The 24,682-nt window shown below is 49.6% G+C and carries 27 protein-coding genes; 9 read left to right on the forward strand and 18 right to left on the reverse strand.

Features of this window, described 5'->3' with window-relative positions:
• The first annotated feature begins 62 nt into the window (after positions 1 to 62).
• Together rph and pyrE are read left to right on the forward strand one after the other, a co-directional pair.
• Complete coding sequence (rph, locus tag ACQE3Z_RS18585) at positions 63 to 779, forward strand: ribonuclease PH (RefSeq protein WP_085069282.1); 717 nt, start codon at positions 63 to 65, stop codon at positions 777 to 779.
• Positions 780 to 837: 58 nt separating this feature from the next.
• Positions 838 to 1,479, forward strand: coding sequence for an orotate phosphoribosyltransferase (gene pyrE / locus ACQE3Z_RS18590; RefSeq protein WP_426974913.1), 642 nt, complete (start codon positions 838 to 840; stop codon positions 1,477 to 1,479).
• Between the two features lie 59 nt (positions 1,480 to 1,538).
• Here pyrE and slmA read toward each other — a convergent pair whose 3' ends face one another.
• From slmA to coaBC, 3 genes are all read right to left on the reverse strand, one after another.
• Entirely contained in the window at positions 1,539 to 2,135 is a 597-nt protein-coding gene (slmA, locus tag ACQE3Z_RS18595) for a nucleoid occlusion factor SlmA (protein WP_085069285.1), read from the reverse strand.
• A gap of 120 nt (positions 2,136 to 2,255) precedes the next feature.
• Positions 2,256 to 2,714: a dUTP diphosphatase gene (gene dut, locus ACQE3Z_RS18600; protein ID WP_426974914.1), complete on the reverse strand. Its 459-nt coding sequence runs from the start codon at positions 2,712 to 2,714 to the stop codon at positions 2,256 to 2,258.
• Positions 2,692 to 3,906, reverse strand: a complete 1,215-nt coding sequence (coaBC, locus tag ACQE3Z_RS18605) for a bifunctional phosphopantothenoylcysteine decarboxylase/phosphopantothenate--cysteine ligase CoaBC (protein ID WP_426974915.1) — start codon at positions 3,904 to 3,906, stop codon at positions 2,692 to 2,694. Before coaBC ends, dut begins: the two co-directional genes overlap by 23 nt.
• Before the next feature lie 202 nt (positions 3,907 to 4,108).
• On the opposite strand from coaBC, the gene radC reads away from it, so the two are divergent.
• The 4 genes from radC (at position 4,109) to mutM (ending at position 6,299) form a co-directional block, all read left to right on the forward strand.
• The gene (radC, locus tag ACQE3Z_RS18610; RefSeq protein WP_426974916.1) at positions 4,109 to 4,759 is read left to right on the forward strand and encodes a RadC family protein; all 651 of its coding nucleotides are present in this window, start codon (positions 4,109 to 4,111) and stop codon (positions 4,757 to 4,759) included.
• A 239-nt stretch (positions 4,760 to 4,998) separates the two neighbouring features.
• Positions 4,999 to 5,235: a 50S ribosomal protein L28 gene (gene rpmB, locus ACQE3Z_RS18615; protein WP_038629143.1), complete on the forward strand. Its 237-nt coding sequence runs from the start codon at positions 4,999 to 5,001 to the stop codon at positions 5,233 to 5,235.
• Positions 5,236 to 5,246: 11 nt separating this feature from the next.
• Entirely contained in the window at positions 5,247 to 5,414 is a 168-nt protein-coding gene (gene rpmG / locus ACQE3Z_RS18620) for a 50S ribosomal protein L33 (RefSeq protein ID WP_013094893.1), read from the forward strand.
• Positions 5,415 to 5,489: 75 nt separating this feature from the next.
• Complete coding sequence (mutM, locus tag ACQE3Z_RS18625; protein WP_250651214.1) at positions 5,490 to 6,299, forward strand: bifunctional DNA-formamidopyrimidine glycosylase/DNA-(apurinic or apyrimidinic site) lyase; 810 nt, start codon at positions 5,490 to 5,492, stop codon at positions 6,297 to 6,299.
• Positions 6,300 to 6,309: 10 nt separating this feature from the next.
• Here mutM and coaD read toward each other — a convergent pair whose 3' ends face one another.
• From coaD to rfaQ, 9 genes are all read right to left on the reverse strand, one after another.
• On the reverse strand, positions 6,310 to 6,792 hold the full coding sequence (coaD, locus tag ACQE3Z_RS18630; protein WP_250651213.1) for a pantetheine-phosphate adenylyltransferase: 483 nt from the start codon (positions 6,790 to 6,792) through the stop codon (positions 6,310 to 6,312).
• Positions 6,789 to 7,568 (reverse strand): glycosyltransferase family 2 protein, encoded by a 780-nt coding sequence (locus tag ACQE3Z_RS18635; protein WP_426974917.1) that lies wholly within the window; start codon positions 7,566 to 7,568, stop codon positions 6,789 to 6,791. Before ACQE3Z_RS18635 ends, coaD begins: the two co-directional genes overlap by 4 nt.
• Positions 7,569 to 8,843 carry a lipid IV(A) 3-deoxy-D-manno-octulosonic acid transferase gene (gene waaA / locus ACQE3Z_RS18640; protein ID WP_426974918.1) on the reverse strand — a complete coding sequence of 425 codons (1,275 nt, stop codon included), beginning with the start codon at positions 8,841 to 8,843 and terminating at the stop codon, positions 7,569 to 7,571. It abuts the gene before it with no gap.
• 80 nt (positions 8,844 to 8,923) lie between these two features.
• The gene (locus ACQE3Z_RS18645; RefSeq protein ID WP_426974919.1) at positions 8,924 to 9,073 is read right to left on the reverse strand and encodes a hypothetical protein; all 150 of its coding nucleotides are present in this window, start codon (positions 9,071 to 9,073) and stop codon (positions 8,924 to 8,926) included.
• A complete protein-coding gene (locus ACQE3Z_RS18650) occupies positions 9,073 to 10,173 on the reverse strand; it encodes a glycosyltransferase family 9 protein (protein WP_426974920.1) in 1,101 nt (366 codons plus the stop codon). Before ACQE3Z_RS18650 ends, ACQE3Z_RS18645 begins: the two co-directional genes overlap by 1 nt.
• Positions 10,174 to 10,251: 78 nt before the next feature.
• Positions 10,252 to 11,238: a glycosyltransferase gene (locus tag ACQE3Z_RS18655; RefSeq protein WP_426974921.1), complete on the reverse strand. Its 987-nt coding sequence runs from the start codon at positions 11,236 to 11,238 to the stop codon at positions 10,252 to 10,254.
• Positions 11,239 to 11,267: 29 nt separating this feature from the next.
• On the reverse strand, positions 11,268 to 12,365 hold the full coding sequence (locus ACQE3Z_RS18660) for a glycosyltransferase (RefSeq protein WP_426974922.1): 1,098 nt from the start codon (positions 12,363 to 12,365) through the stop codon (positions 11,268 to 11,270).
• Between the two features lie 2 nt (positions 12,366 to 12,367).
• On the reverse strand, positions 12,368 to 13,495 hold the full coding sequence (locus ACQE3Z_RS18665) for a glycosyltransferase family 4 protein (RefSeq protein ID WP_426974923.1): 1,128 nt from the start codon (positions 13,493 to 13,495) through the stop codon (positions 12,368 to 12,370).
• Positions 13,492 to 14,568 (reverse strand): putative lipopolysaccharide heptosyltransferase III, encoded by a 1,077-nt coding sequence (rfaQ, locus tag ACQE3Z_RS18670; RefSeq protein WP_426974924.1) that lies wholly within the window; start codon positions 14,566 to 14,568, stop codon positions 13,492 to 13,494. The genes ACQE3Z_RS18665 and rfaQ overlap by 4 nt, the downstream gene beginning before the upstream one ends.
• Before the next feature lie 124 nt (positions 14,569 to 14,692).
• On the opposite strand from rfaQ, the gene ACQE3Z_RS18675 reads away from it, so the two are divergent.
• Entirely contained in the window at positions 14,693 to 15,649 is a 957-nt protein-coding gene (locus ACQE3Z_RS18675) for a polysaccharide deacetylase family protein (RefSeq protein ID WP_426974925.1), read from the forward strand.
• Positions 15,650 to 15,667: 18 nt separating this feature from the next.
• Here the strand turns inward: ACQE3Z_RS18675 and ACQE3Z_RS18680 are convergent, their stop codons facing one another.
• The 6 genes from ACQE3Z_RS18680 to rfaD all read right to left on the reverse strand — a co-directional run bounded on the left by ACQE3Z_RS18680 (position 15,668) and on the right by rfaD (position 22,200).
• Positions 15,668 to 16,744 carry a glycosyltransferase gene (locus tag ACQE3Z_RS18680; protein ID WP_426974926.1) on the reverse strand — a complete coding sequence of 359 codons (1,077 nt, stop codon included), beginning with the start codon at positions 16,742 to 16,744 and terminating at the stop codon, positions 15,668 to 15,670.
• Positions 16,745 to 16,822: 78 nt separating this feature from the next.
• Positions 16,823 to 18,088 (reverse strand): O-antigen ligase family protein, encoded by a 1,266-nt coding sequence (locus ACQE3Z_RS18685; protein WP_426974927.1) that lies wholly within the window; start codon positions 18,086 to 18,088, stop codon positions 16,823 to 16,825.
• A complete protein-coding gene (locus ACQE3Z_RS18690) occupies positions 18,066 to 19,244 on the reverse strand; it encodes a glycosyltransferase (protein ID WP_426974928.1) in 1,179 nt (392 codons plus the stop codon). The genes ACQE3Z_RS18685 and ACQE3Z_RS18690 overlap by 23 nt, the downstream gene beginning before the upstream one ends.
• The gene (rfaC, locus tag ACQE3Z_RS18695; RefSeq protein ID WP_426974929.1) at positions 19,237 to 20,205 is read right to left on the reverse strand and encodes a lipopolysaccharide heptosyltransferase RfaC; all 969 of its coding nucleotides are present in this window, start codon (positions 20,203 to 20,205) and stop codon (positions 19,237 to 19,239) included. The genes ACQE3Z_RS18690 and rfaC overlap by 8 nt, the downstream gene beginning before the upstream one ends.
• A complete protein-coding gene (rfaF, locus tag ACQE3Z_RS18700; protein ID WP_426974930.1) occupies positions 20,202 to 21,251 on the reverse strand; it encodes an ADP-heptose--LPS heptosyltransferase RfaF in 1,050 nt (349 codons plus the stop codon). The genes rfaC and rfaF overlap by 4 nt, the downstream gene beginning before the upstream one ends.
• 16 nt (positions 21,252 to 21,267) lie before the next feature.
• Positions 21,268 to 22,200 carry an ADP-glyceromanno-heptose 6-epimerase gene (gene rfaD / locus ACQE3Z_RS18705; RefSeq protein ID WP_426974931.1) on the reverse strand — a complete coding sequence of 311 codons (933 nt, stop codon included), beginning with the start codon at positions 22,198 to 22,200 and terminating at the stop codon, positions 21,268 to 21,270.
• A 228-nt stretch (positions 22,201 to 22,428) separates the two neighbouring features.
• Between rfaD and kbl the strand changes: the two genes are divergently transcribed.
• Together kbl and tdh are read left to right on the forward strand one after the other, a co-directional pair.
• Complete coding sequence (kbl, locus tag ACQE3Z_RS18710; RefSeq protein ID WP_426974932.1) at positions 22,429 to 23,625, forward strand: glycine C-acetyltransferase; 1,197 nt, start codon at positions 22,429 to 22,431, stop codon at positions 23,623 to 23,625.
• A gap of 11 nt (positions 23,626 to 23,636) precedes the next feature.
• Complete coding sequence (tdh, locus tag ACQE3Z_RS18715; RefSeq protein WP_426974933.1) at positions 23,637 to 24,665, forward strand: L-threonine 3-dehydrogenase; 1,029 nt, start codon at positions 23,637 to 23,639, stop codon at positions 24,663 to 24,665.
• Positions 24,666 to 24,682: the final 17 nt, after the last annotated feature.

Consider the following 24,682-nt stretch of genomic DNA (forward strand, 5'->3'; position numbering starts at 1 on the left):
TAGGCAGAGCAGCGCTAAAACCGTATAATGCGCAGCCAATATTAGCAAGCCGGAGAAAAACCATGCGTCCAGCAGGCCGTCTCACACAGCAGGTGCGTCCCGTTACCCTGACTCGTCACTACACCAAACATGCAGAAGGTTCTGTACTGGTTGAATTCGGCGATACCAAAGTGCTTTGTAACGCGACCGTAGAAGAGGGCGTGCCGCGCTTCCTTAAAGGTCAGGGACAGGGCTGGATTACCGCCGAATACGGCATGCTGCCGCGTTCAACCCACAGCCGCAATGCGCGTGAAGCCGCAAAAGGTAAACAGGGTGGACGTACGCTTGAGATCCAGCGTCTGATTGCGCGCTCGCTGCGCGCCGCAGTGGATCTCAAAGCACTGGGTGAATATACCATTACTCTTGATTGCGATGTGCTGCAGGCTGATGGCGGTACCCGTACAGCTTCCATTACCGGTGCCTGTGTGGCGTTAGCAGATGCACTGAATGCGCTGGTTGCTGCCGGCAAACTGGCAAAAAATCCGATGAAAGGCATGGTAGCGGCGATTTCCGTTGGCATTGTTAACGGCGAAGCGCTGTGCGATCTGGAATATGTCGAAGACTCTGCGGCTGAAACCGATATGAATGTGGTGATGATGGAAGATGGCCGCATGATTGAAGTTCAGGGCACAGCCGAAGGCGAACCTTTCAGCCACGAAGAATTGCTGACGCTGCTGGCGTTAGCGCGAGACGGCATCGATACCTTGATTCAGGCGCAGAAGGCGGCGCTAAGCAACTAATTATTTCAGGCGACCAGAGAGTCGCCTTTTTTATCGTTAAATTTCGAGGAGAGTAAAGATGAAAGCCTGGCAGCGTGAGTTTATTGAGTTTGCATTAAACAAGCAGGTATTAAAGTTTGGCGAATTTACCCTGAAATCGGGACGTAAAAGCCCCTACTTCTTTAATGCTGGCCTGTTTAATACCGGACGCGACTTGGCACTGTTGGGCCGCTTTTACGCGCAGGCGCTGGTTGATTCCGGCGTCGACTTCGATTTGCTGTTTGGCCCGGCTTACAAAGGCATTCCCATCGCCACGACCACGGCCGTTGCGCTCGCGGATCATCACCAGCGCGACGTGCCTTACTGCTTTAACCGTAAGGAAGCCAAAGATCACGGCGAGGGCGGAACGTTAGTAGGCAGTCCGTTACAGGGACGCGTAATGCTGGTCGATGATGTCATCACCGCTGGCACTGCCATCCGTGAATCAATGGAAATTATCGCGACTAACGGGGCCAGCCTGGCCGGCGTGTTGATTTCACTGGATCGTCAGGAGCGGGGGCGTGGTGAAATATCAGCGATTCAGGAAGTAGAGCGCGACTATCAATGCCACGTTACCGCCATTATCACCCTAAGTGATTTGATCGAATATCTCGAAGAAAAGCCTGAAATGGCTGACCATCTGGCTGCAGTACGTAGCTATCGTCAAACCTACGGTATCTAAGCGTAGATGCTACTGTGTCGCCGGGCTTGTGCTGACCCGGCGACATTTATGCACTCGCGCTATACCAGCTGTGCTGCTAACAGCGGCCAGCGTACGTCAAACTCCTGTGTAGGCAGATAGCGGAACTCTGAGCGCACAAAGCGCGACAGCATACCTTCACAAAAAGCCAGCAGTTGGCTGGCAAGCAGCGTTTCGTCGGTGGCAAAGCCTTGCCCTTCACGCATTTTGCGCTCGCGCATCACCTGCCTCAACTGCGCTTCGATACGCTCGAAAAGCTGGTTAATGCGGCCCTGCAAACGATCCTGTTCGAACATCAGCGCATGACCGGTAAGAATACGCGTCAGACCAGGGTTAAGCTCGCCAAAACCTAAAATTAGCTGCACGATCATACGCAAACGCGTCATGGTCTCTTTTTCATCTTTCAGAATCGCGTTGATGCGGGTAATCAGGCTATCTTCAATAAACTCGATCAGGCTATCAAACATGCGCGTTTTACTGGGAAAATGACGGTAAAGCGCAGCTTCGGAGACGCCTACCGTAGCGGCCAGCTTAGCGGTAGTAATACGCTGACTCCCGTCGCTGGATTCCAGCATTTGCGCCAGAGCCTGCAGGATTTCATCGCGACGATTCCTTTTCGCGCTCTTTTTTTCTGCCATGACGTTATAAACCCCTGAGATTTATCATAAACGGGCAAAGGCCCACGCAACATCCGTGAGAAGGCATCTCACGGTGCTGAAAAATAAACAAGTCGGGTTGCGGAGGGTGTTGCTGTGCGTTTAATTCCGGCCAGAGTGACCGAAACCGCCTTCACCACGCGCGCTGGCATCAAAATCTTCAACCAGATTAAATTCTGCCTGCACGACCGGCACGAAAACCAGTTGAGCAATGCGCTCGCCAGGCTGGACAGTAAAGCTCTCCTGGCTGCGGTTCCATACGGAAACCATTAGCTGCCCCTGATAATCAGAGTCAATCAGCCCAACCAGGTTGCCCAGTACAATGCCATGCTTATGACCCAGGCCTGAGCGCGGCAAAATAACGGCGGCCAGAGAGGGATCGGCAATATGAATCGCCAGGCCGGTTGGCAGTAGCGTTGTGGCGCCGGGCGCCAACTCCTGCGGGGCATCAAGACAGGCGCGCAAATCCAGGCCTGCGGAGCCGGAAGTGGCATAGGTCGGCAGAGGGAATTCTTTACCTACGCGCGCATCAATAATCTTAACGTCGATTTTTTTCATCATAACGGCTGACAATCTCGTCTAATAATTGCTGGCCAAGGAGAGTTTTATCTGCGAGAGGCAAAACTTTTTCTCCCTCCTGCCAGAAAAGGTGAAGAGCATTAGTATCGCTGTTGAAACCTTGCCCGGATTTGGATACATCATTGGCGCAGATCAGGTCCAGATTTTTCCGCACACGTTTTTGTTGAGCGTATTCTTCCACATTACGGGTTTCAGCAGCAAACCCTACAACATAGGGGCGTCCTTCCTGCATAGCGCCAACGCCTGCGACAATATCGGGGTTTTTTACCATTTTCAGCGTAATTTCATCACCCTGCTTTTTGATTTTTTCTGACGCGACCTCTGCTGCGCGGTAGTCTGCCACGGCTGCGCTGCCAATGAAAATATCTTGCTGCGTAATATGCAACATTACCGCCTTTTCCATCTCTAGCGCGCTGGTAACGTCGATACGCGTTACGCCTGCGGGCGTCGCCATCGCGACCGGACCAGCGACCAGGGTAACATTGGCGCCACGCGCGGCCGCAGCGGCGGCAATAGCGAAGCCCATCTTACCCGAGCTGTGATTAGAGATATAACGCACCGGGTCCAGCGCTTCGCGCGTTGGGCCAGCGGTAATCATAATATTAAGGTGTTGCAGATCGTTGACGGGCATTGACCAGGCTACCGCGCGGTCAACTATTGCCAGCGGGTCGAGCATGCGGCCCGGCCCCACATCGCCGCACGCCTGGCTGCCGCTATCCGGCCCCCAGATCAACACACCGCGTCCCGCGAGGCGCTGCAAGTTTTCCTGGGTGGCCAGGGCGCGGTACATTTGCTGATTCATGGCGGGCACCACGGCAATAGGTGCAGCGGTGGCCAGGCAGAGCGTGGTAACCAGATCGTTAGCCATGCCTGCCGCTACGCGTGCAATTAAATCCGCCGTAGCGGGTGCCAGGATCACCAGGTCTGCCCATTTACCCAGCTCAATATGACCCATTGCGGCCTCTGCCGCCGGATCAAGCAGATCATCATAAACCGGGTAACCGGAAACCGCCTGAAGCGACAGCGGTGTGATAAAGGCTTTAGCGGCCTCGGTCATCACCACGCGAACTTCCGCGCCGCGATCGCGCAAGCGCCGCACCAGTTCAGGCGTTTTATACGCCGCAATGCCGCCGCTGACGCCCAATACAATATGTTTACCGGTTAATCCCATCATATTCGCTTCTGCCCTTATTGACCTCTTGACGAACCAGGCCTGCCACAATGGCGCGATTTTAACACATTCTGTTGACCATGCTGTTTAGCATCCAGCCACCTTTGCGAGTTGTCCCGAAAAGTTAAATCCTGCCGCTGGCTGCATCGCTTTGGCAGGCGCAGAGTAGTGGCCAGATAGTAACAACAGCCAGCAGGAGAGGCGCGTGTTAAAACCCCGGGAGAAGTTAGAGCAGATGGGTGCATCAGCACTAAGCGATGCGGAGTTGCTGGCTATTTTTTTACGTACCGGCACATGCGGCAAGCCGGTTATGGCCCTGGCGCATGAATTGCTGGCGACGTTTGGCTCTCTGTATTTGCTAATGAGCGCTGAAAAAAGCGCATTCGATACAATTAAAGGCGTGGGAAATGCCAAACTGGCACAGCTGCATGCCGTAGCAGAGCTGGGTCGACGTTTTTTCCATGCGCAGCTGGCGCGGGAAAACGTACTGGAGAATCCTCAACTGACGCAGCAGTATCTGCAAAGCGTGCTGGCACATCAGGAGCGCGAAATTTTTATGGCTATCTTTCTCGATAATCAGCATCGGGTGCTGCAGGCTCAGCAGATGTTTACCGGCACCATCGCCAGCGTAGAGGTACATCCACGTGAAATTGTGCGTGTGGCGCTAAAACTTAATGCCGCGGCGCTGATTCTGGCGCACAATCACCCGTCTGGCCATGCCGAGCCAAGCGCCGCCGATCGGGATATTACCCAGCGTATAAAGCAAGCCTGCCTGCTGATGAATATTCGTGTGCTCGACCATTTAGTGATTGGCAGGGGAGAATACGTTTCTTTCGCCGAGCGCGGCTGGCTTTAAGAGCAAAAAATGCCTGTTTTCTGTGCTATTTCGGCGATCCAGAGGGATCTTTATCTGTTCGGGACTTGAGCGCTGGCAATACAAGGCGTATACTACGCCACCTTTGAGAATCTCGGGTTTGGCGTTTAGGCCTGCTCAGCGGGTTCACATGGAACTCGCCTGGATGGGCTACAAGCCTGACGAGGCGGCCAAGACCTAATTTTTAAAGCTCGAGCTGATTTGATTTTTGGAGAATTGACATGTCACGAGTCTGCCAAGTAACTGGCAAGCGTCCGGTGACCGGTAACAACCGTTCCCACGCAATGAACGCGACGAAACGCCGTTTCCTGCCGAACCTGCACTCTCACCGTTTCTGGGTTGAGAGCGAGAAACGTTTCGTTACTCTGCGTGTATCTGCTAAAGGTATGCGTGTAATTGATAAGAAGGGCATCGATACGGTTCTGGCCGATCTGCGTGCCCGTGGTGAGAAGTACTAAGGAACTGAATCATGGCTAAAGGTATTCGTGAGAAGATCAAGCTGGTTTCCTCTGCTGGTACAGGTCACTTCTATACCACCACGAAGAACAAACGTACTAAGCCGGAAAAACTGGAACTGAAAAAGTTCGATCCGGTTGTACGTCAGCACGTGATGTACAAAGAAGCTAAAATTAAATAATTGCAGCTTCCATGAAAAACCCGGCTTCGGCCGGGTTTTTTGTTTTTATGAAACCGTAAAACGTGAGGAGCTGTCATGCCTGAATTACCTGAGGTAGAAACCAGCCGTCGCGGCATTGAACCGCACCTGGTAGGCGAAACCATTCTGCACGCGGTGGTGCGTAATCCGCGTTTACGCTGGCCTGTGTCGCAGGAGATTCATGCATTGAGCGATCAGCCGGTGCTGAGCGTACAGCGTCGCGCAAAATACCTGCTGCTGGAGCTGCCTGAAGGCTGGATTATTATTCACCTTGGCATGTCGGGCAGCCTGCGCGTACTGCCAGAGGCAATTCCTGCGGCAAAGCACGATCATGTCGATTTGGTGATGAGCAATGGTAAAGTGCTGCGCTATACCGATCCTCGCCGCTTTGGCGCCTGGCTGTGGAGTAAGGATTTGCAGGCGAGCAATGTGCTGGCGCATCTGGGTCCTGAGCCGTTAAGCGAGCAGTTTAATACCGACTATCTGTTGGAAAAGTCACGCGGGAAACGTACCGCTATCAAACCCTGGCTGATGGATAATAAGCTGGTGGTGGGCGTAGGTAATATTTATGCCAGCGAGTCGCTGTTTGCCGCCGGGATCTTGCCCGATCGACCAGCCATGTCGCTGAATCATGAAGAGATCGCGCTGCTGGTTAAGGTGATTAAAGCAGTACTGCTGCGCTCAATTGAGCAGGGCGGCACCACGCTACGTGATTTTCTGCAGAGCGATGGCAAGCCAGGTTACTTTGCTCAGGAGCTACAGGTTTATGGCCGCGCCGGTGAGCCTTGCCGCGTATGTGGTACGCCGATCGAAAGCGCTAAACATGGGCAGCGCAGCACCTTTTTCTGCCGTAGCTGCCAGAAATAACGCTGGCGACTTAGCTGGCCAGTTTTGCCAGTAGCGCCTGCCAGACTGACTCTGGCAGAAAAGCTTTTACTTCGCCGCCGTGCCGGGCCACTTCTTTTACCAGCGAAGAAGAGATGAAAGAGTACTCTTCCGCAGGCATCAGAAAAACGCTTTCCAGGGTCGGGAGAAGGTGGCGGTTCATATGCGCCAGCTGCATTTCATATTCAAAATCAGATACCGCCCGCAGGCCGCGCACCAGAACATTGGCCTGGCGATCGCGGGCGAAATTCGCCATCAGATCGCTAAAGCCGGTGACTTCCACATTGGGTAAATGGGCCGTGGCCTGCTGCGCCAGCGCAACGCGCTCTTCCAGGCTGAATAGCGGTTTCTTGCCTGGGCTGGCGGCGATAGCCAGAATAATATGATCAAACATCAGCGCTGCGCGGCTCAGAATATCCAGATGACCCAGAGTAAAAGGATCAAAGGTGCCGGGATAGATAGCCCTGGTACTCATTTGTTGTCTCCGCTAGTCGACTGACCCAGCGCCCACAGCGCCGCGTACTTATTAAAGGTGTATTGCGCATTCACTACCGCCAGCAGCCAGCCCTGGCTTCCGTCAAGGAAACCGGCGCGCAGCAGCAGCGTTTTGCAGAATGCGCCCAGCGTATGGCTGAACACAGAGAAAATGCCGCAGCGTTTACCCTGCTGATGACGCTGCAGCGCCCAGGCTTCCGCATAGGCGAGTTGTTTACGCTGAAAGGCGCAAAAATCGCGACAGGTGAGATGTTGTAGATGTCCCGCCAGCGGCACAACCTGCGCCTGCTCCGTCTCCAGAGATTCATGTACCTGATGATCGTTATAACTATAGGTACGTGGATAGAGACGCACCACGCGATCGGGATACCAGCCGCTGTGACGCATAAAGCGTCCTAAAAACAGGTTCAGTCGCCCAAGGCTGTAAACCTTATCCGGCTGCGGCGCAGCCTGCAGCACCTGTTCTATCTCAGCGCGCAGTTCCGGCGTGACACGCTCATCCGCATCAATCATCAAAATCATTTCACCACTGGCGTATGCCTGCGCGCGCTGGCGCTGCTGGCCATAACCGGGCCACTCCTGGGAGCGAAAAACCTTAGCGCCATACTGTTCCGCTACGGCAGGCGTGGCGTCCTGACTGCCGGAATCCAGCAGGATAATTTCATCGGCCCAGCTCACTGAAGCCAGGCAATCCGGCAGCAGCTCCGCTTCGTTTTTCACGATCATGACCACTGACAGGCGTTGGCGTACGGTCATTTAATGATTCCGTGGCGGCAAATAAGGTTCAAGCAACTGCAGCAGGCGTTGCAGCGCGCCCTGGTTCTGATGCAGTACATCAACAGCGTGACGACCATGATAGCGTCGATAATCATCATCAATCAGCAAATTACCCACTTCATGCACCAGCGTAGCGGTATCGGTTACCGTAATCAGACCATCCGCCTGCTTCAGCTTGCTGCAGATATCTTTGAAATTAAATGTGTGCGGGCCCATCAGCACCGGAATAGCATGTGCCGCAGGCTCCAGAGGATTATGGCCGCCGCGCTCTACCAGGCTGCCGCCAACAAAGGCCAGATCGGCAATACCGTACAGTAACATCAGCTCGCCCATGGTATCGCCGATAACCACCTGTGTGCCGCTGGAAGGAATTTCGCCGCTGCTGCGCAAGGTATAGCTGAAGCCGCTTTTCTGCGTCATTTCCCGCGCGGTATCAAAGCGTTCCGGATGACGCGGAACCAGAATCAAGAGCAGATCGGGAAAATGTGCCAGCAGGCGACGATGCGCATCCAGTACGATCGCCTCTTCCCCTTCATGAGTACTGGTGGCGATCCACACAGGGCGACGGGGCGCCCACTGGCGACGTAGCGTAACTGCGCGTGCCGCCAGTTCGGGCGTAACGGAAATATCAAATTTCAGGCTGCCGGTAATTGCCAGCTGAGACCGCTTCAGCCCCAGCTCGACAAAGCGCGCGCCGTCCTCTTCATTCTGCGCTGCGATAAGCGTAATGCGCTGCAACAGCTGGCGCATAAATTTCCCCAGCTTCTTGTAGCCCTTCGCTGAACGGGCCGACAGACGCGCATTCGCAATAACCAGCGGCACCTGACGTTCATGCAGCGCTTTAATAAAGTTGGGCCATAGTTCGGTCTCCATAATGATGACCAGTCTGGGATCGACAGTATGGAGAAAACGGTTGATTGCGTCGGGCAAATCGTAAGGCAGATAGACGTGATGAACATCTTTCCCAAAGGCGGATTGGGCACGTTCCGAGCCGGTGGGCGTCATGGTGGTGACGGTGATGGGCAGCGTTGGGTAACGATGACGCAGCGCCCGCACCAGCGGTACGGCAGCCAGCGTTTCCCCCACTGAAACCGAATGCAGCAGGATGCCGCCAGGGCTCACTTTGCCTTCACAAAAGCCGTAGCGCTCCGCCCAGCGTTTGCGATAGGTAGGTGCTTTGCGGCCGCGCAGCCACAGGCGCAGCCAGATCAGAGGCTGTATGAGGTAAAGCAGGGCGGTGTAAATCGTTGTCATACCGATCTTTACGACACTGATGCGTCAGACTTAAGCAAAATATGCGGAATGCGGCATGTTAGCAGATAACTTGCCTGCACTCATCTTTCTTCCGCCGCGCCCGCCAGCAGCTGTAGATAAAGCGCGTGCAGTTCTGCACCTAATCGCTGTGGCGTATAAGGCGTTATTCTGGCACGTGCGGCATCGCCTAGGTTGCAATGCTGTGGCTTGTTTAACGTTAAAACTTTCATCAGCGCATATCATTATCATCACGCAACTTTTCCTGTACAGCTAAGAAAACACTGTCGACAGTAAGAGCAGCAATACCTTGGTTTTCGTCCGGTGAAATCAATACGCTATGCAGCTCTGGGTCCTGCAATGGTCTTCCACCAATAGCTGACAGCGTGCCAGGAAACAATGCAGCAACAGGCGTTTTTAATGCGACCGCAATATGTAGCGGACCGGTATCACCTACTATGAGACAGGATTGAGTAGCAATACGTTCTATTAACTGTTTCAAGCCGGTTTTATCCGCCAGGTTAGTGATACGATCATGGGGAACATTAACTTGTTGAATAATTTTTTGGTTGCGTTCAGCTTCACCTGGACCACCGAGTAGTTCTATCTCAATATGAGAGTAACTTTCCAGCAACAATTCAATCAAGCGTGCAAATTTTTCCGTCGGCCAGCAGCGCGATTCGCCTGAAGCGCCAGCATGTATACCAATAGTAATCTTTTCGCGTGGGAAAGGAATGAAAGGAGATGGAACACGCATTTCATAAGGTTTTTTCACCTCAATGCCTACAGATTCAAGCAGTTTAGTCTTCTGCTCAATGCAATGAATAGCTCCTTCCTGTCGATTATCAAAATGGGACGACAGATAGCGAGCCAGGAAAAAATGTTTCCTGCCTTGATAATCGTTATAGTAAACATCTTTTAAAATAATACGAGAGCGCGACAGAGAAGCTGCGATAATATCGTAAGGAGATCGGGAGTGAAGAAGAAATGTTGCATCAATATGCTGTTTCTTTAACTCTGAAATCAGGGGAGCCAGACCATTAATTTTGCCGTTCCAGAATAAAATTTTATCAAACAAGCTACTCCCATCAACTAATTGCATATTGCGCTTGTTGATAACCAGTGTGATTTTCGCATGTGGCCAGTAGGATTTAATAAAATAGATGGCGGGGGTATTGAAAAAAAAGTCGCCCAAGGCTGTGGTTGAAAAAATGGCTATGTTTTGAGGGTTGCCGAAGTCAGCAACGTTATTTATCTTCTTTACGCGAAAGCCGGTCAGTTTCCACGCTTCAAGGAAGGCCGCGGCAAAGATACATTTAACTAACTTTTTCATAAGGGTCCTTCATTTTTCCTTTCATGTAGCCTACTATTTTTGTTGCTGCTGTCTTAAGTTAATTTTGGTATTTATCTTTCAATGGATTAATGCCTTTCTCAGGCGAAGATAGCGGCGAGACAGACACCAACGCAATCTTAAGTCCTGAGCATAACGCCAAATAAGATTCCAGCTGGCTTTATCAAAAAATTCTTTAATAATCAAATGCTTGTAGTGGTGTTCTTGCATGTTGTCAAAGGTATGGATAATCCCAGGACCTTCTTTGGCAATTTGCCAGCGGCATGCGCGAATAGAGCGGGTTTGCTCAATATGACGTCTGTTTATCTGATCCAGCATATAAATGATTTTCATATAAGGTCGAGCTGAGCACATAAGTGTTTCATCAGTATCAGGCTCGTGCGAGACAGATTCAGAATGAATATAATGATCATAAAAGATCTGATCGGTATACTGAACGCAGGCTGATGTCAGGAATATTCCTGTGGTCCAGAGGTTATCCTGATGGCGTAACCCGGGTTCAAAAATAAAATTATGCGCGGTAAGAAAATCATGACAATAGATATTAAGACAGGTAACATGCAGAAATTTACGCGGATCTAACGCCTGTTTTAGCCATACGGGCCCAAGCAATACTGGCGTAGAATACAGACGTTCAAGAGGAAATATCGAATGTCTCGCTTTGCCATGCTGATAGACGTAACGTCCGTTACAGGTAGCCACATCTAACGCCCCCTTTTCCGCCATATCCAGTAGAGTTAAATAAATGCCTGGATAAATCTTATCGTCAATATCTGGAAAGACGATATATTTCCCTGTCGCTGCAGCCATTCCGCTGTTGCGCGCCACGGATACGCCTTGGTTAGACTGATTAATAACTTGCATAGCATCAAATTTTGATTGCCATGTCGCAATAATTTTCGCGCTTACGTCGGTAGAACCATCATTGACAACAATTAATTCGTAATTAGATAGTGATTGTTGCTCAATGCTGGTGAAAAAAGTAGCCAAAAATTTTTCGCCGTTATAAACGGCAATAATCAAGCTAAGCAATGGTTTGTTAGACATATATATAGCCGGGTATCACTTTATGGTGATTATAAACGTGCCTGGCGCCGATACTGGTCGCATATGTTTTCGACGTTATAGCGCTGCTGCAGAAGGACTTGATCGATAACAGGAGGTGATAGGTAAATATCTCGAATTGCATACGCCAGAGCATCAGCATTCATCTCACATAAACCTCGAGCTAGTTCGCCAGTCAGGATTTCGGCCGGGCCGCCAGGACAGCGGGTGCTGACGACCGGTGTATCCAACAAAAGCGCTTCAACCAGAACATTACCAAAGCCTTCACTATCAGAACTTAAAACAAGCAGTTTGGCATGACGAATCCAGGGCAGCGGATTAAGCTGGAAGCCTTTAAAAATTACTCGGTCTGATATATCAAGTCTGACGGCCAGTTGACGAAGCTGTGCTTCCTGTTCGGGTTTACCCTGACCGAGTAAAACCAGAGGAGACTGAAGACCACTTTTAGCATAAGCTTCTAACAGACGGTCATGACGCTTTGTTTGATGAAATCGACCAACGTGAATCAGGTAATCTGTTCCTGCTAATTCGCAGGATTCATCAGCGCTTTTGCGGATTGCTTCAATATCAAATGGGTTATAGATAGTTTCTAGTCTTGCAGGGGTTACTGAAAACTCTGACACCAGATCACGACCGACACTGTCTGAAACGCAAATAATATTACGATGCTGATAAACGCGCTTAACTTTTTGCTGCTTTAGCCAGCGGCTAAAGCCTGTACGATGCCCTAAATAGGACTTGGAGAATACACCGTGCAAACAGAACCACAAATTATGCTGGGCCAGCTTTTTACTGTGTGCCACGATGCGGTCAGTTTTATGTAAGTGCGAAAGCACAAGATTAAAGCGTACGCTCTGCTCGGCTTCAGCAATAGCCTGATCCAGATGACGTGCACGACGCTTTAATTCAGTCAGCTTTCTCCAGGGAGCGCGACATTTATCGGCAATAACTTGATAATGTAGTCCTCCAGGCAAAGGATACTGACAAATATCACGTAATGAAAACAGAGTTACGCTGTCGCCTTGACGAATAAAATGTTCTGCCAGCGTTAAAACAACCTTCTCGGCTCCGCCTCCAGGTAGTCCATCAATAATCATTAAAATACGCATCGTTACCTCAGCAGTGTCTGATAAAGGGTTAGTAGCTGAGTTGATAGCTTTTCGCCATCGTAAGGTAAAACCTGCGCTCGGGCTTGTTCGCCTTCAGATGATCCTAAAGCGTGAGTAGGCAGCGTCATAATCGCCTCGTTTAGTGCCTTAATATCGAGAGCATCGCAGACAAAGCCGTTTTTACCACTATGAATGAATTCTGAGCCGCCACAGCCTGTAGTGGTAATGACAGGAAGCCCACATGCCATCGCTTCTAAAATTACATTAGGAAAAGGATCATAAAGTGTCGGCAACAGTAGCCCATCTGCCATTTGATAAAAGGGTAATGTATCAGCCTGCATTCCAAAGAAATGAACGCGATTTTCGCAGTGAAGTGTTTTTGTCAGCGAGCGATAACGTTGTTCTTTCTTATCTTTGCCGACGACAATTAAGTGCCGATCGCTGGCCGCAATTGCCCGAATAGCATTTTCCAGTCCTTTACGCTCAAAGCCGGAGCCGACATAGATTAAGCAAGTGGCTGTCAGCGGTAATTGCCATTTTTGACGTAGCTTTAACAGGGAGTCGTAAGTAGGTGGTTGAAAAAACTGGCTATTTATGGCGTTATATATCACTTGGATTTTGTTAGCAGGTAGCCCAAAATCTTCCATAATTTCACGCTTAACCATCTCTGCATTACAGATCACTGCTTGCAACTCAGGCGCCTGATACATTTCCTGTTCAGCAGCCATAACATAACGATGGTACCGGTTGGTAAACAGGCGCTTCGCTTTCCAGCCGGGTAATATCCTGGCACGCTGTTCAAGCCAACGTCGATGAACACCATCTCCAGCACGATAAATATCGCAGCCAGGAATACGCTCATGACTCTGCACCAAATCAAATTTTTCAGACTGCCAAAGCTGGCGCGCAGCACATGCAAAACCCCGCTCCCGACTAATTCTGCCATACTTAAAGGGATCACAGATATGGATATGCCAGGAAGGCATTACTGGCCCCTGCCAATCACGAGTAATGACATTCAGTTCAAGATTATGGCTATCTAATGCTTCAAGTGCCCGTGATACGAAACGTTCGGCTCCGCCATCGGGCCGATATTTTTGTCTGACCAGGGCTAGTCTGAATGGGTTCACGACAACAACTTCTCCGCCTCGGTAATCACAGTTTCCGTTGGAATTAAATCCAGGTAACGAACTTGAGTGTTTGTATCAATAGTATCGGGATCCGGTAGTTCGCCAAAATCGCCCGCCCAGATAACTTTGCCTTTCGCCCCCCACGGGCGCCAGAAAACTAACTTAGAAGGGCCAAAAAGCGCCACCAGTGGCGTGTTTAACGCCGCAGCCATATGCATTGGCACAGAGTCTACCCCAAGGAACAGACGAGCATGATCGATAAGTGCTGCGAGTTGTCGTAAGGTTAACTGACCCGCAAGAGAAATGACTTTTTCACCCTGACACTGCGCCAGAATGGCATCAGTCATCGCTTTTTCCCGTAAATCCGGACCTGAGGTCAATACTACATGTTGTCCGGCAGCGGAAAGAGCACGAATAACTGCTGCCATACGATCCTCTCGCCAGCATTTAAAAAACCAGCGAGAGGTAGGTTGAATCACTACGTAATTATCACGCACTGAAACGGGCAATAATGCCTGCGCTCTCTCCCAGTCTTCTGGCCGATACGCCATTTTCACAAAGGCAGGCGTATTATTCAGGCCCAGCGGTGTTAAAATTGAAAGATTTTGTTCAACAATATGTTGATTATCATGATCTTTCGTTGGCACTAATATTGTGTGGCAATATCGCCAAAGGGGGTGACGCCTTTTAGGAAAATCGAATCCAATGCGGGTGCTCGCACCGGTCAGGCGTGTAATCAGCGCGCTGCGCCATTGGTCCGCGAGGTTAAGAACGGTATCGTAACGTTGCTGGCGTAGTGTGCGGATCAGTCTCGCTTCTTCACGTAGCTTATAGCATGTCCCTTTATTTTTCCATTTTCTATCAATGCCATAGATACAATTGATTTGCTCATTTGCAGCAAGCATATCGCGTGTCTCTTCATACAACAATACGTCAACAAGTGTACTGGCATCCTGTTGCTTAAGAGCGTTGATTACTGGCGTAATCAACAACATATCGCCATGATGACGCAATTTGACTATCAAAACACGTCTTGGTCTAAGAGCAGCTAAAGGGATGAGGTTAAAAGCCATTTTATTTCTTAATCTGCGAACCAATCTGTGATTTTAAGTGATCGTATGGAAAGAGAGAAGCATTGTGGAGCTTTAAAGCTAATTGCTTTACCATGTTCGGCTCTCAACGGTTGAGGACATTTTCATGCAGAAACCCGCATTTCTTATCACTATTGATACCGAAGGCGATAACCTATGGCAAAACCATAGCAGTATCGCCACTGAAAACGCGCGTTATCTACCTCGTTTCCAGCAGTTGTGTGAGAAATATGGCTTCAAGCCAGTCTGGTTGACCAATTATGAGATGGCCATCGATCCTGTATTCATTGAGTTTGCTAAGGATGTTCTGGCACGAGGCACGGGAGAGGTGGGTATGCATTTGCATGCGTGGAACAGTCCTCCTCTGAAACCGCTGACTAATGATGACTGGAAGCATAAGCCCTATTTAATAGAATATCCGATTGAATTGATGCGCCAGAAGATTATCTTTTTGACTAATCTTTTAGAGGATACTTTCCAGGTGAAAATGCGTAGTCATCGTGCCGGACGCTGGGCATTTAATGAACTATACGCGCGCTGTTTAATCAACCTGGGTTACCAGGTTGATTGCTCGGTAACGCCAAAAATAACCTGGCAATACGCTAAAGGCGATCCGCAAGGTTTGGGAGGCAGTGATTATCGTCACTTCCCCTCTCAAGCTTATTTTCTGGACGAAAATAATATCAGCCGCATTGGCTCCTCTCCTTTACTGGAGGTACCAATGAGTATTCAGTATAAACATTCACCGCTGATGAACAGTATTAAGCAAGGTTATGATCGACTGAGAGGGAAAATGCGCTCACCTTCCGTTCATTGGTTAAGACCCATGGGTGGAAATGTCAGCGCTATGCAGAAAGTCGTGGAGCTAAGTCTGGCTCAGGGCAGCGATTATGTTGAGTATATGCTACATTCATCCGAATATATGCCGGGAGGCAGTCCAACTTTCAAAACCGACAGCGACATTGAGAAATTATATGAGGACTTAGAGGCATTTTTCTCGTGGTTGCAACCAAAGGTGCAGGGCATGACCCTGGCAGACTACTATCAGACCCGACTATTATAGCCCTCTGGGAGAAGTATATTAATTCAATTCTAATGCCTTAAGCATTTTCGCTATATATTTGTCTTCATAAAAATCCGCAATAGCGGCCTTTATAGTGAAATGGTCAGGTAATAATTTACCATTTACGATTTCCTGCAATAGTTTTACAAGTTGCTCCGGCTGCCCAGCAGGATACAGATTACCATTAATATTTTGCTGAATAATATCAGCTGGCCCAGTTTTGCAATCAGAGCTAATAGCGTAGACGCCGTTTGCGCTAGCTTCTGCCAACACCATACCAAAACCTTCATAATGAGAAGTCAATAATAAACATGTAATATACTTTATCTCCTCTTGTATATAGAGCCACGGCTGTTTTTGCCAACCGTGCCAGGTAATACGATCGCTAATATTTAATGATTCTGCTAATGCTTGCAGCAGAGCCATATCCTCACCAGCCCCGATAATTTCCAGTTTCCAGCAACCCTTTATCTGTGAAAGCGCCTGAAAAAGACCACGCATATTTTTTTGCTCGTCGGCAATAATGCGGCCTACATAGAGAAAGCGGGTCACTTTTGTAGGGCGTGGTATCGTCCTGTCGACGCTGCGAACTGGGTTATGAACAGTAAAAATTTTTTCCGATGAGATACCCATATCTCTAAGCTGTTGTGAGATCATTGTACTAATAGAGAGATGCGCATCCGCTTTACATATGTATTTGGCTTTATACATATTATGAGTAGAAAAGTGTACCCATGAATAAACAGGGAACTTTCTGAATATGAACTTTCGCGCGTTATGGGCAATAAAACAGGAAAGGGAATCCAGACAAAGCACAATATCCGCTTTTTCATAACGTAACACCCTGGCGAAGGACCAGGCAAAACAAAGGCGACGAATTTTTGTGTTATGAACGCTTGAATAGAGTCGTGTAAAGTTATGCTGCGCCAACCAGGTATCATCTACTTGAGTATTGCCCTCTTTGAAAAAAACAAAATTTACGGTCAAATGTGGATGACTCCTCCGTAGTAGGCGTACAAAGCTATCGCATACTGTTTCCATACCGCCAAACCCACTAAGATCGTAACCTGCAATAATAATTTTTTTGTTTCGCATTTCTTTATTACCATATATAAATTTGAAAAAAATATGCTAACGAAATATTGTTATTCCATGCATAATTATTTATTGGAGTTAAACATAAATATTATCTCTATCCGTGCCGTTAGGTGTTTTGAATTTTGAGAATGTTAGAGCAGCCAGAATAGCAATAGCATAACTGATAGTTCCTTCGCGGCTAAAGAAAATAACATCGCTTAGCCCGTAAGTTATCAAACTCAGCGTAATGACAAATTGTACCAGGTTACGTTCTTGCCAGGCGTTATAAATAAGTGCAACATAAAAGAGCGTTAGCATAATGACTCCAGCTAAGCCGCGTAGGGAAAAATTATCGATCACTTCATTGTGCATATGCACATGCTTGAAGACGCCTGCACCAGCCATAGCGGGATCTCGCTGAATTTGTTGATCAATATTGATTGCCCTGCTTTCGGCTGACTGACCTGCTAAAGCTGCCATACCAGCATGGAAACCTGCCCAATTCATCGCCAAACGTGCGCCTACCGAGGTTTTACTGTTATTTTTCTCAAAGTTAACCAGATCGTTTTTAAATGCAATCGCTCTTCCTTCTAATTCTTTTTGAAAAGCAAATATCATGACGATAAGTAATGCCAGCACACAAGCAACAAGTTTTATCAGGTGGGCTTTTTTTACATTGGGATGGAAGAACGTCAGAATAATAGACAATATTGGATAAGCAAGGATAGCGGCTCGAGTACCGGTAAAAACAATTGCACTCAGGCTTAACGCCATTCCTGTGATATAGAGGATATAACGCGTTTTACCGTTAAAGGTCAGGATAGCGTTGATCATGAGTATATTGATTATGCTAATAGCATATGCGGCCATTGTGGCTCGATCAAAGCCTAATTCAACGCGGCTAAAATTGATGATATTTGACTGATAAATAGCAAAAAGGTCGGTCGCTACGCCACCACCAATTAATATAATACTATATAGCGTCCGAGGAAAAGAAAAGTGCGTATTTGACAAAATAAAGACTAATATTGCAGACATAAACAGAACACGCCCTGACGTTTCATAAGCGTGATAAATGTCAGAGTATTCGCCACTGTTATGGTAGAGTAAAAACCATACCAGAAGAGTGAGACAATAACCCAGAATGGCTAAAGTGATATTTAATCTTCTGAAAGGTCGTGTGATTTTTTTAAAATCGATTACCGCAAGAATTATAATGGCGTAACCAGCCGTATAAAAAAACTTTCGAGCGTAAATCGGATTAAAAACCATACCGTAAAGAGATAAAAATATAATAGCAATTGCAGTAGTTAATACGATTTGCTTAAAAGAACCTTTTTTAATGGTTTCTTGTCTGAGCATTTATAATTCCATCAATATTTTTATTGAAATCGCTCACAAAGTTTTTGTGATCGAAGTGAGTTCTGACATGAGTAAAGGCATTTGCCCGGTAACGCTCATAGTCTGGTCCGGCAATATTTTCAATAGCGTCCGCGCAGGCTTCTGGTGAGAGAAGCTTTGGCGGCAGAAGCTTATCTTCTTTTGGATAGTAAACATAGTGAGGAAAATCGACATCAATACCGGTTTGCTGCCAATGAGTTTCAGGCAAAATATCAGGCACTATGCCAATACCGCAATAACCATTTTTTACAACTTCAGGTTGACCATCAATCAGCGGAAAAACCACGGGCACGCCATAATGCAGCGCTTCCATACATGAAAGGCCAAATGGTTCAGTAACAGGCGTACTGATATAGATATGAATATGGTTGAAAAAATTGCTTAAGTCCTGCTGGAAACCTATAAATCTTACTCGATCAGCAATGCCCAGCTTGTGCGATAAAGCTTTGAATTTTTCCTCGTCTGGCCCTTTACCAGCAATATCGAGTGTAACATTCATGCCTCGATCCAGCAGTACTCTGAGTGTCTGCAACGCTACGCTGATGCCCTTCAAGCCAACTTGACGGGCAGCAATGCCCAGACGCACTGAAGTAAGTGGTGTCTTCATACCCATAAATATATCACGTGGTGGAAGAATACGATTTATAACAACGTTAACTGGACATGGCAGATTAAAGCGTATTTCCATGACTCGCTTTGATGCCCAGGCAGCAGAAATCACACCACTCAACATTGAGAAAAAACGCAGAGTCTTTTTATTATGTCGATAACGCCATGAGCAACCATGATCATAATAGATAATTTTGCTGCGGTTAGGCTTCGCTAACAGGTTAGGTACCAGATCCCAGACAATAATGGCATCCGGCTGTGCCAGAAGCAGCTTTAGCTGTAGAGCATATTTGCGTAAAAAAGCAGGATATTTAATGCTCACTTTGTTAAAAATACGATTAACAAAGGTAATCTTGCGATTAGAAAGATGCTTTACTATCTCCGGCCCGATATGGTTACTTATACAAAAGATGGCATCATTTTGCGCAGAATCATCCTGAATATACTGTAGGAAAAGCCGCTCGACGCCACCCATCTTTTCTAAATTAATTATATGAAGTTTATGCATTAAATCTTTCCTGTAGCAGAGCAAAGATGCTTTTAGCATTAATATCCTGCATATCGCCTGACGGCGCACGCAGCGCCTGCTGATTCAGTCCATAGCCGCCAATCAGACCGGGATCGGTCGGGCCGTAGAGTGTAATATTAGGACGATCGAGGGCGGCAGTGAGATGGCTCAGGCCGGTATCCACTGAAACCACCGCTTTTGCGCCCGCCAGCGTTTGCGCCACCTGCTCCAGCGTTAGCTTCGGCAGCACGTCAACATGATCAAAACCAGCAGCCAGACGCTGTGCCCGCTGATGCTCATGCTCCGCTCCCCATGGGAGTTTAATCCGCAAACCGGTCGGCTCGATTAACGTAATCAGCTCACGCCAGTGGCTTTCAGGCCAGTGTTTGTTATCACGCGTGGTGGCATGCAAAAAGACCAGGTAGCGCCCCGCATCAGCGGGTGGGTGAGCAAGAAAATGAGAGGCAATGGCATAATCGCCCTGCGTTTGCGGTTTCTCATAGCCAAGACTTTTGGCAAACAGCTCGCGAGTGCGCTCTACGGCATGCTGTCGCTTATCAATTTCGTGGCGTTTGTCATACCACCAGCTGGCGAAAGGCTCACGTGCGCTGCGGCTGTCCTGACCATGCTTAATGCCTTTTGCCAGGCGGGTTACCAGCGCTGCGCTTTTAATCAAACCCTGAGCATCAATCACCACATCATATTCACGCGCCTGCAGTGCTCGTTTGAACGCGACACGTTCTTCGCGCTGTTGACTGCCGAACCAGTGTTTACGCCAGCGGCGAATCGCCACCGGCAATACGCGGTCTACCGCCAGATGCCAGCCTGGAATCTGTGCAAAGTTTTCTTCAACCACCCAGTCAAAGCGAATATCAGGGATTTCTCGCATGGCATCGGTCAGCGCCGGTAACGTATGAAGGACATCCCCCATTGAAGAGGTTTTAACAATCAACACCTTCATGCACGCTCCTGCTGACTTAATAACGTCATAAGCTCTTCCATAACGCGCGCAGGCTGGATATCGATTAGGCTCTGATGGTAGCCCTGGTCCGCCTCGCCTTTACGCACCTTATGATAGCCGGTAATCAGGCGAATAACGCGAGCTTGCTGTGAGAGCGGCGGAGTAAAATCGGGGCTGCTGGGCCCGTATAGCGCTACCAGCGGACGATTTAGCGCGGCGGCGATATGCATCAGCCCTGAATCATTGGTGACTACTGCATGGCAGTGCGCCAGCAGAATGACCGCCTGCTCCAGCCTGGTTTCACCGGCCAGGTTATGGCAATAGTGACGTCCGGCTTCATCCAGCGTTTGACAAATCTGTTCGCCGGTTTCCCGATCCTTTGCAGAGCCAAACAGCACAATCTGATAGCCAGCGGCAATGAGCTGCTGCGCCAGCGTGGCATAGTGATAGTGTGGCCAGCGTTTGGCCGGGCCAAACTCCGCGCCTGGGCAGAAACCAATGATTGGCCTTTCAGCGTTCAGAGAAAACTGCGCTGCGGTTTCGATTTTTTCCTGCTCTTCTACCTGCAGGCGCGGCCACAGCAACGGCTGTGGCAGGTCACGGGCGCTTTTAATGCGCGACGCGTCATAGGCCAGCGCCACATAGCGCTCCACCATCAGCGGGAAAGCGGGTTTATCCAGCACGCGCAGATCGTTTAACAGGCCATAGCGCATTTCGCCACGCCAGCCCACGCGCTGTGGGATACCGGCAAAAAAAGGCACCAGCGCCGATTTAAACGAGCCGGGTAACACATAGGCGCGCTGATATTTTTTATGGCGCAGCGATTTGCCAAGACGATAGCGCTCGCCCAGCGCTAACGCGCCGTGACCCAGCGGCATCGCCAGCGCCTCGTTGACTTCCGGCATGCGCGACAGTAATGGACGGCACCAGGCTGGCGCCATCACATCAATCTCGGCATCAGGATGCTCGGCCTTCAGCGTACGATAGAGACTTTGCGACATCATCATATCGCCGACCCATGAGGGGCCGATTACCAGTATTTTCATGCCGGGTGCGCCTTCCTTATGCGTCGCGGTTCAGCCAGGCCATATAATCAGCTACGCCTTCGGCCACAGTTTTAAACGGTTTGTCATAGCCCGCTGCCCGCAGATTAGTCAGATCCGCTTTGGTATAAGCCTGATAGCGCCCTTTGAGTTTTTCCGGGAAAGGAATGTACTCGATCGCCCCTTTTTGATGGTAAGCCAGCGCGGCATCCGCTACGGCCTGGAAAGATTCGGCACGGCCGGTTCCGCAGTTAAAAATGCCGGAAACGCCTTTTTTCCAGAACCACAGATTCACCGCAGCCACATCGCTGACGTGAATAAAGTCGCGCTTGAAGTTATCGCTGCCTTCAAACAGTTTGGGATTCTCGCCGTTGTTCAACTGCGTATTGAGATGGAAGGCAACGCTTGCCATGCTGCCTTTATGACCTTCACGTGGTCCGTAAACGTTGAAATAGCGGAAGCCACACACCTGAGAATCCGCTTCCGGCAGAATTTGACGCACATAGTGATCGAACAGCATTTTCGAGTAGCCGTAAACGTTCAGCGGCTGCTCATACTGGCGCTCTTCAATAAAGTTGTCGTTGCGTCCGCCGTAAGTGGCCGCCGAGGAAGCGTACAGGAAAGGGATCTGACGCTCCAGACAGAAGTGCAACAGCTCTTTCGAGTACTGATAGTTGTTATCCATCATGTACTTGCCGTCCCACTCGGTGGTAGAGGAACAGGCGCCTTCATGGAAAACCGCTTCAATATCACCCAGGTCATCACCGGCCATTGCGCTGGCAATGAAATCCTCTTTATCCATGTAATCAGTGATATCAAGGTCAACCAGATTAACGAATTTGGTGCCGTCTTTCAGGTTATCCACCACCAGAATATCGGTAATACCTTCATCATTGAGCGCTTTAACAATATTGCTGCCGATCATACCGGCGCCGCCAGTCACAATAATCATGTGCTTAACCTTAAACAGTGAGGCGGAACGGGAGGTTCCACACCTAAATAACGCTCATCATAACATTTCATTGGCAGACAGGCAGCCAGAGGAGTCCGTAACGAAATGTAACCCCAGCATCAGGCGTGATATATGCTGCAAAATTCACATTCTGTTGCGTCGATTATCGTTTGGCGAGACAGCGTTCAGTATGATGTGCCGACTATAAGCCGGTCACGGAGAATAAAAATGCCTGCGGATTTTTATCGTCAAATTGAGCAACAGCTGGCAGTAACGCAACAGGAAGGTTTGTTTAAGCAGGAGCGGATTATTACTTCGGCGCAGCAGGCTGAGATTCGCCTTGCGGCGGGTCAGGAGGTCGTTAACTTTTGCGCCAATAACTATCTTGGGCTGGCTAACCACCCGGCATTAATCCTGGCAGCCCAGGAAGGGATGGAGAGTCACGGTTTTGGCATGGCATCGGTGCGCTTTATCTGTGGCACGCAGGATATCCATAAGCAACTGGAGCAGCGGCTGGCTGAATTCCTCGGTATGGAAGATGCGATTCTCTACTCCTCCTGTTTTGACGCCAATGGCGGGCTGTTTGAAACTCTGCTGGGGCCGGAAGATGCGGTGATTTCCGATGCGCTGAATCATGCATCGATCATTGATGGCGTGCGCCTGTGCAAGGCGCGGCGCTATCGCTATGCCAACAACGATATGACAGAGCTGCGCGCGCGCCTTGAAGAGGCACGTACAGCAGGCGCACGTCATATTCTTATCGCTACGGATGGTGTCTTCTCTATGGACGGCGTTATCGCCAATCTGCGCGGTATTTGCGATCTGGCCGATGAGTTTGATGCGTTAGTGATGGTGGATGATTCGCACGCGGTAGGTTTTGTGGGCGCGGGTGGCCGCGGTACGCATGAATACTGCGAGGTGATGGGGCGCATCGATATTATTACCGGCACGTTGGGCAAAGCGCTTGGAGGCGCTTCCGGCGGCTATACGGCGGCGAAAAAAGAGGTGGTGGAGTGGTTGCGCCAGCGCTCACGGCCCTATCTGTTTTCTAATTCGCTGGCACCGGCGATCGTCAGCGCCTCGCTGCGGGTACTGGATATGCTGAGCGACGGCGATGGCCTGCGGCAACGCTTGTGGGATAACACCCGCTACTTCCGTCAGGCGTTAAACGATGCAGGCTTTACCCTGGCCGGTGCCGATCACGCCATCATTCCGGTGATGCTGGGTGAAGCAAAGGTGGCGCAGGAGTTTGCGCGTTTGCTGCAGGATGAGGGCATCTACGTAACCGGATTTTTTTATCCGGTTGTGCCGCAGGGGCAGGCGCGTATCCGTACACAAATTTCAGCCGGGCATACGCATCAGCAGCTTGAACGTGCGGTGGAAGCCTTTACGCGCATTGGTAAACAGCTTGGCGTTATCGCCTGAGGAAAGTCGCTATGAAAGCACTGGCAAAACTAAAAGCAACAGAAGGGATCTGGATGGTAACCGATGCGCCGATCCCGAAACCCGGCCACAACGACCTGCTGATTAAAATCCGTAAAACCGCTATCTGCGGCACCGATATTCATATTTATAACTGGGATGAATGGTCGCAAAAAACCATTCCGGTACCGATGATTGTCGGCCATGAGTATGTGGGTGAAGTGGTTGCGATTGGGCAGGAGGTTAAAGGCTTCGCTGTTGGCGATCGCGTCTCGGGAGAAGGGCATATCACCTGCGGCCACTGTCGTAACTGTCGCGCTGGGCGCACGCATCTCTGCCGTAATACCGTTGGCGTCGGGGTTAATCGTCAGGGCTGTTTCGCGGAATATCTGGTCATTCCAGCGTTTAACGCTTTTAAGATCCCCAATAACATCTCTGATGAGCTGGCAGCGATTTTCGATCCCTTTGGCAACGCGGTGCATACCGCGCTCTCCTTTGATTTGGTCGGAGAGGATGTATTGATTACCGGTGCCGGGCCGATCGGGATTATGGCGGCGGCGGTATGTAAGCACGTTGGCGCGCGTCACGTAGTGATTACCGATGTGAATGAGTATCGTCTGGGGCTGGCGCGTCAGATGGGCGTCACGCGTGCGGTTAACGTCAGCAGTGAATCACTCAAGCAGGTAATGAGCGAGCTGGGCATGACCGAGGGCTTTGATGTCGGGCTGGAGATGTCAGGCGCGCCGCCTGCGTTCCGCACCATGCTGGAGGCAATGAATCACGGTGGGCGTATTGCGCTGCTGGGCATTCCTCCATCGGATATGGCGATCGACTGGAATCAGGTGATATTTAAAGGGCTGTTTATTAAAGGGATCTATGGCCGTGAGATGTTTGAAACCTGGTATAAAATGGCCGCGCTGATCCAGTCTGGACTTGACCTGACACCGATAATTACCCATCGCTATAGCATTGATGAGTTCCAGCAGGGATTTGACGAAATGCGTTCGGGGCGCTCAGGCAAAGTGGTGCTGAGCTGGGATTAATGATGATCGGCTGCCCG

This window comes from Pantoea sp. FN0307, from assembly GCF_050113815.1.
GTDB classification, from domain to species: domain Bacteria; phylum Pseudomonadota; class Gammaproteobacteria; order Enterobacterales; family Enterobacteriaceae; genus Mixta; species Mixta alhagi.

Excerpts from the sequence above, each read along its gene's own strand:
- rph (WP_085069282.1), top strand. The coding sequence starts at position 63 with ATGCGTCCAGCAGGCCGTCTCACACAGCAGGTGCGTCCCGTTACCCTG.
- rfaF (WP_426974930.1), bottom strand. The coding sequence starts at position 21,251 with ATGAAAATACTGGTAATCGGCCCCTCATGGGTCGGCGATATGATGATG.
- rpmB (WP_038629143.1), top strand. The coding sequence starts at position 4,999 with ATGTCACGAGTCTGCCAAGTAACTGGCAAGCGTCCGGTGACCGGTAAC.
- slmA (WP_085069285.1), bottom strand. The coding sequence starts at position 2,135 with ATGGCAGAAAAAAAGAGCGCGAAAAGGAATCGTCGCGATGAAATCCTG.
- mutM (WP_250651214.1), top strand. The coding sequence starts at position 5,490 with ATGCCTGAATTACCTGAGGTAGAAACCAGCCGTCGCGGCATTGAACCG.
- waaA (WP_426974918.1), bottom strand. The coding sequence starts at position 8,843 with ATGACAACGATTTACACCGCCCTGCTTTACCTCATACAGCCTCTGATC.
- kbl (WP_426974932.1), top strand. The coding sequence starts at position 22,429 with ATGCCTGCGGATTTTTATCGTCAAATTGAGCAACAGCTGGCAGTAACG.
- dut (WP_426974914.1), bottom strand. The coding sequence starts at position 2,714 with ATGATGAAAAAAATCGACGTTAAGATTATTGATGCGCGCGTAGGTAAA.
- ACQE3Z_RS18645 (WP_426974919.1), bottom strand. The coding sequence starts at position 9,073 with ATGAAAGTTTTAACGTTAAACAAGCCACAGCATTGCAACCTAGGCGAT.
- ACQE3Z_RS18680 (WP_426974926.1), bottom strand. The coding sequence starts at position 16,744 with ATGCGAAACAAAAAAATTATTATTGCAGGTTACGATCTTAGTGGGTTT.
- tdh (WP_426974933.1), top strand. The coding sequence starts at position 23,637 with ATGAAAGCACTGGCAAAACTAAAAGCAACAGAAGGGATCTGGATGGTA.
- ACQE3Z_RS18675 (WP_426974925.1), top strand. The coding sequence starts at position 14,693 with ATGCAGAAACCCGCATTTCTTATCACTATTGATACCGAAGGCGATAAC.
- rfaC (WP_426974929.1), bottom strand. The coding sequence starts at position 20,205 with ATGAAGGTGTTGATTGTTAAAACCTCTTCAATGGGGGATGTCCTTCAT.
- ACQE3Z_RS18655 (WP_426974921.1), bottom strand. The coding sequence starts at position 11,238 with ATGTCTAACAAACCATTGCTTAGCTTGATTATTGCCGTTTATAACGGC.
- coaD (WP_250651213.1), bottom strand. The coding sequence starts at position 6,792 with ATGAGTACCAGGGCTATCTATCCCGGCACCTTTGATCCTTTTACTCTG.
- coaBC (WP_426974915.1), bottom strand. The coding sequence starts at position 3,906 with ATGATGGGATTAACCGGTAAACATATTGTATTGGGCGTCAGCGGCGGC.
- rfaD (WP_426974931.1), bottom strand. The coding sequence starts at position 22,200 with ATGATTATTGTGACTGGCGGCGCCGGTATGATCGGCAGCAATATTGTT.
- ACQE3Z_RS18635 (WP_426974917.1), bottom strand. The coding sequence starts at position 7,568 with ATGACCGTACGCCAACGCCTGTCAGTGGTCATGATCGTGAAAAACGAA.
- ACQE3Z_RS18685 (WP_426974927.1), bottom strand. The coding sequence starts at position 18,088 with ATGCTCAGACAAGAAACCATTAAAAAAGGTTCTTTTAAGCAAATCGTA.
- rpmG (WP_013094893.1), top strand. The coding sequence starts at position 5,247 with ATGGCTAAAGGTATTCGTGAGAAGATCAAGCTGGTTTCCTCTGCTGGT.
- rfaQ (WP_426974924.1), bottom strand. The coding sequence starts at position 14,568 with ATGGCTTTTAACCTCATCCCTTTAGCTGCTCTTAGACCAAGACGTGTT.
- ACQE3Z_RS18690 (WP_426974928.1), bottom strand. The coding sequence starts at position 19,244 with ATGCATAAACTTCATATAATTAATTTAGAAAAGATGGGTGGCGTCGAG.
- ACQE3Z_RS18650 (WP_426974920.1), bottom strand. The coding sequence starts at position 10,173 with ATGAAAAAGTTAGTTAAATGTATCTTTGCCGCGGCCTTCCTTGAAGCG.
- ACQE3Z_RS18660 (WP_426974922.1), bottom strand. The coding sequence starts at position 12,365 with ATGCGTATTTTAATGATTATTGATGGACTACCTGGAGGCGGAGCCGAG.
- pyrE (WP_426974913.1), top strand. The coding sequence starts at position 838 with ATGAAAGCCTGGCAGCGTGAGTTTATTGAGTTTGCATTAAACAAGCAG.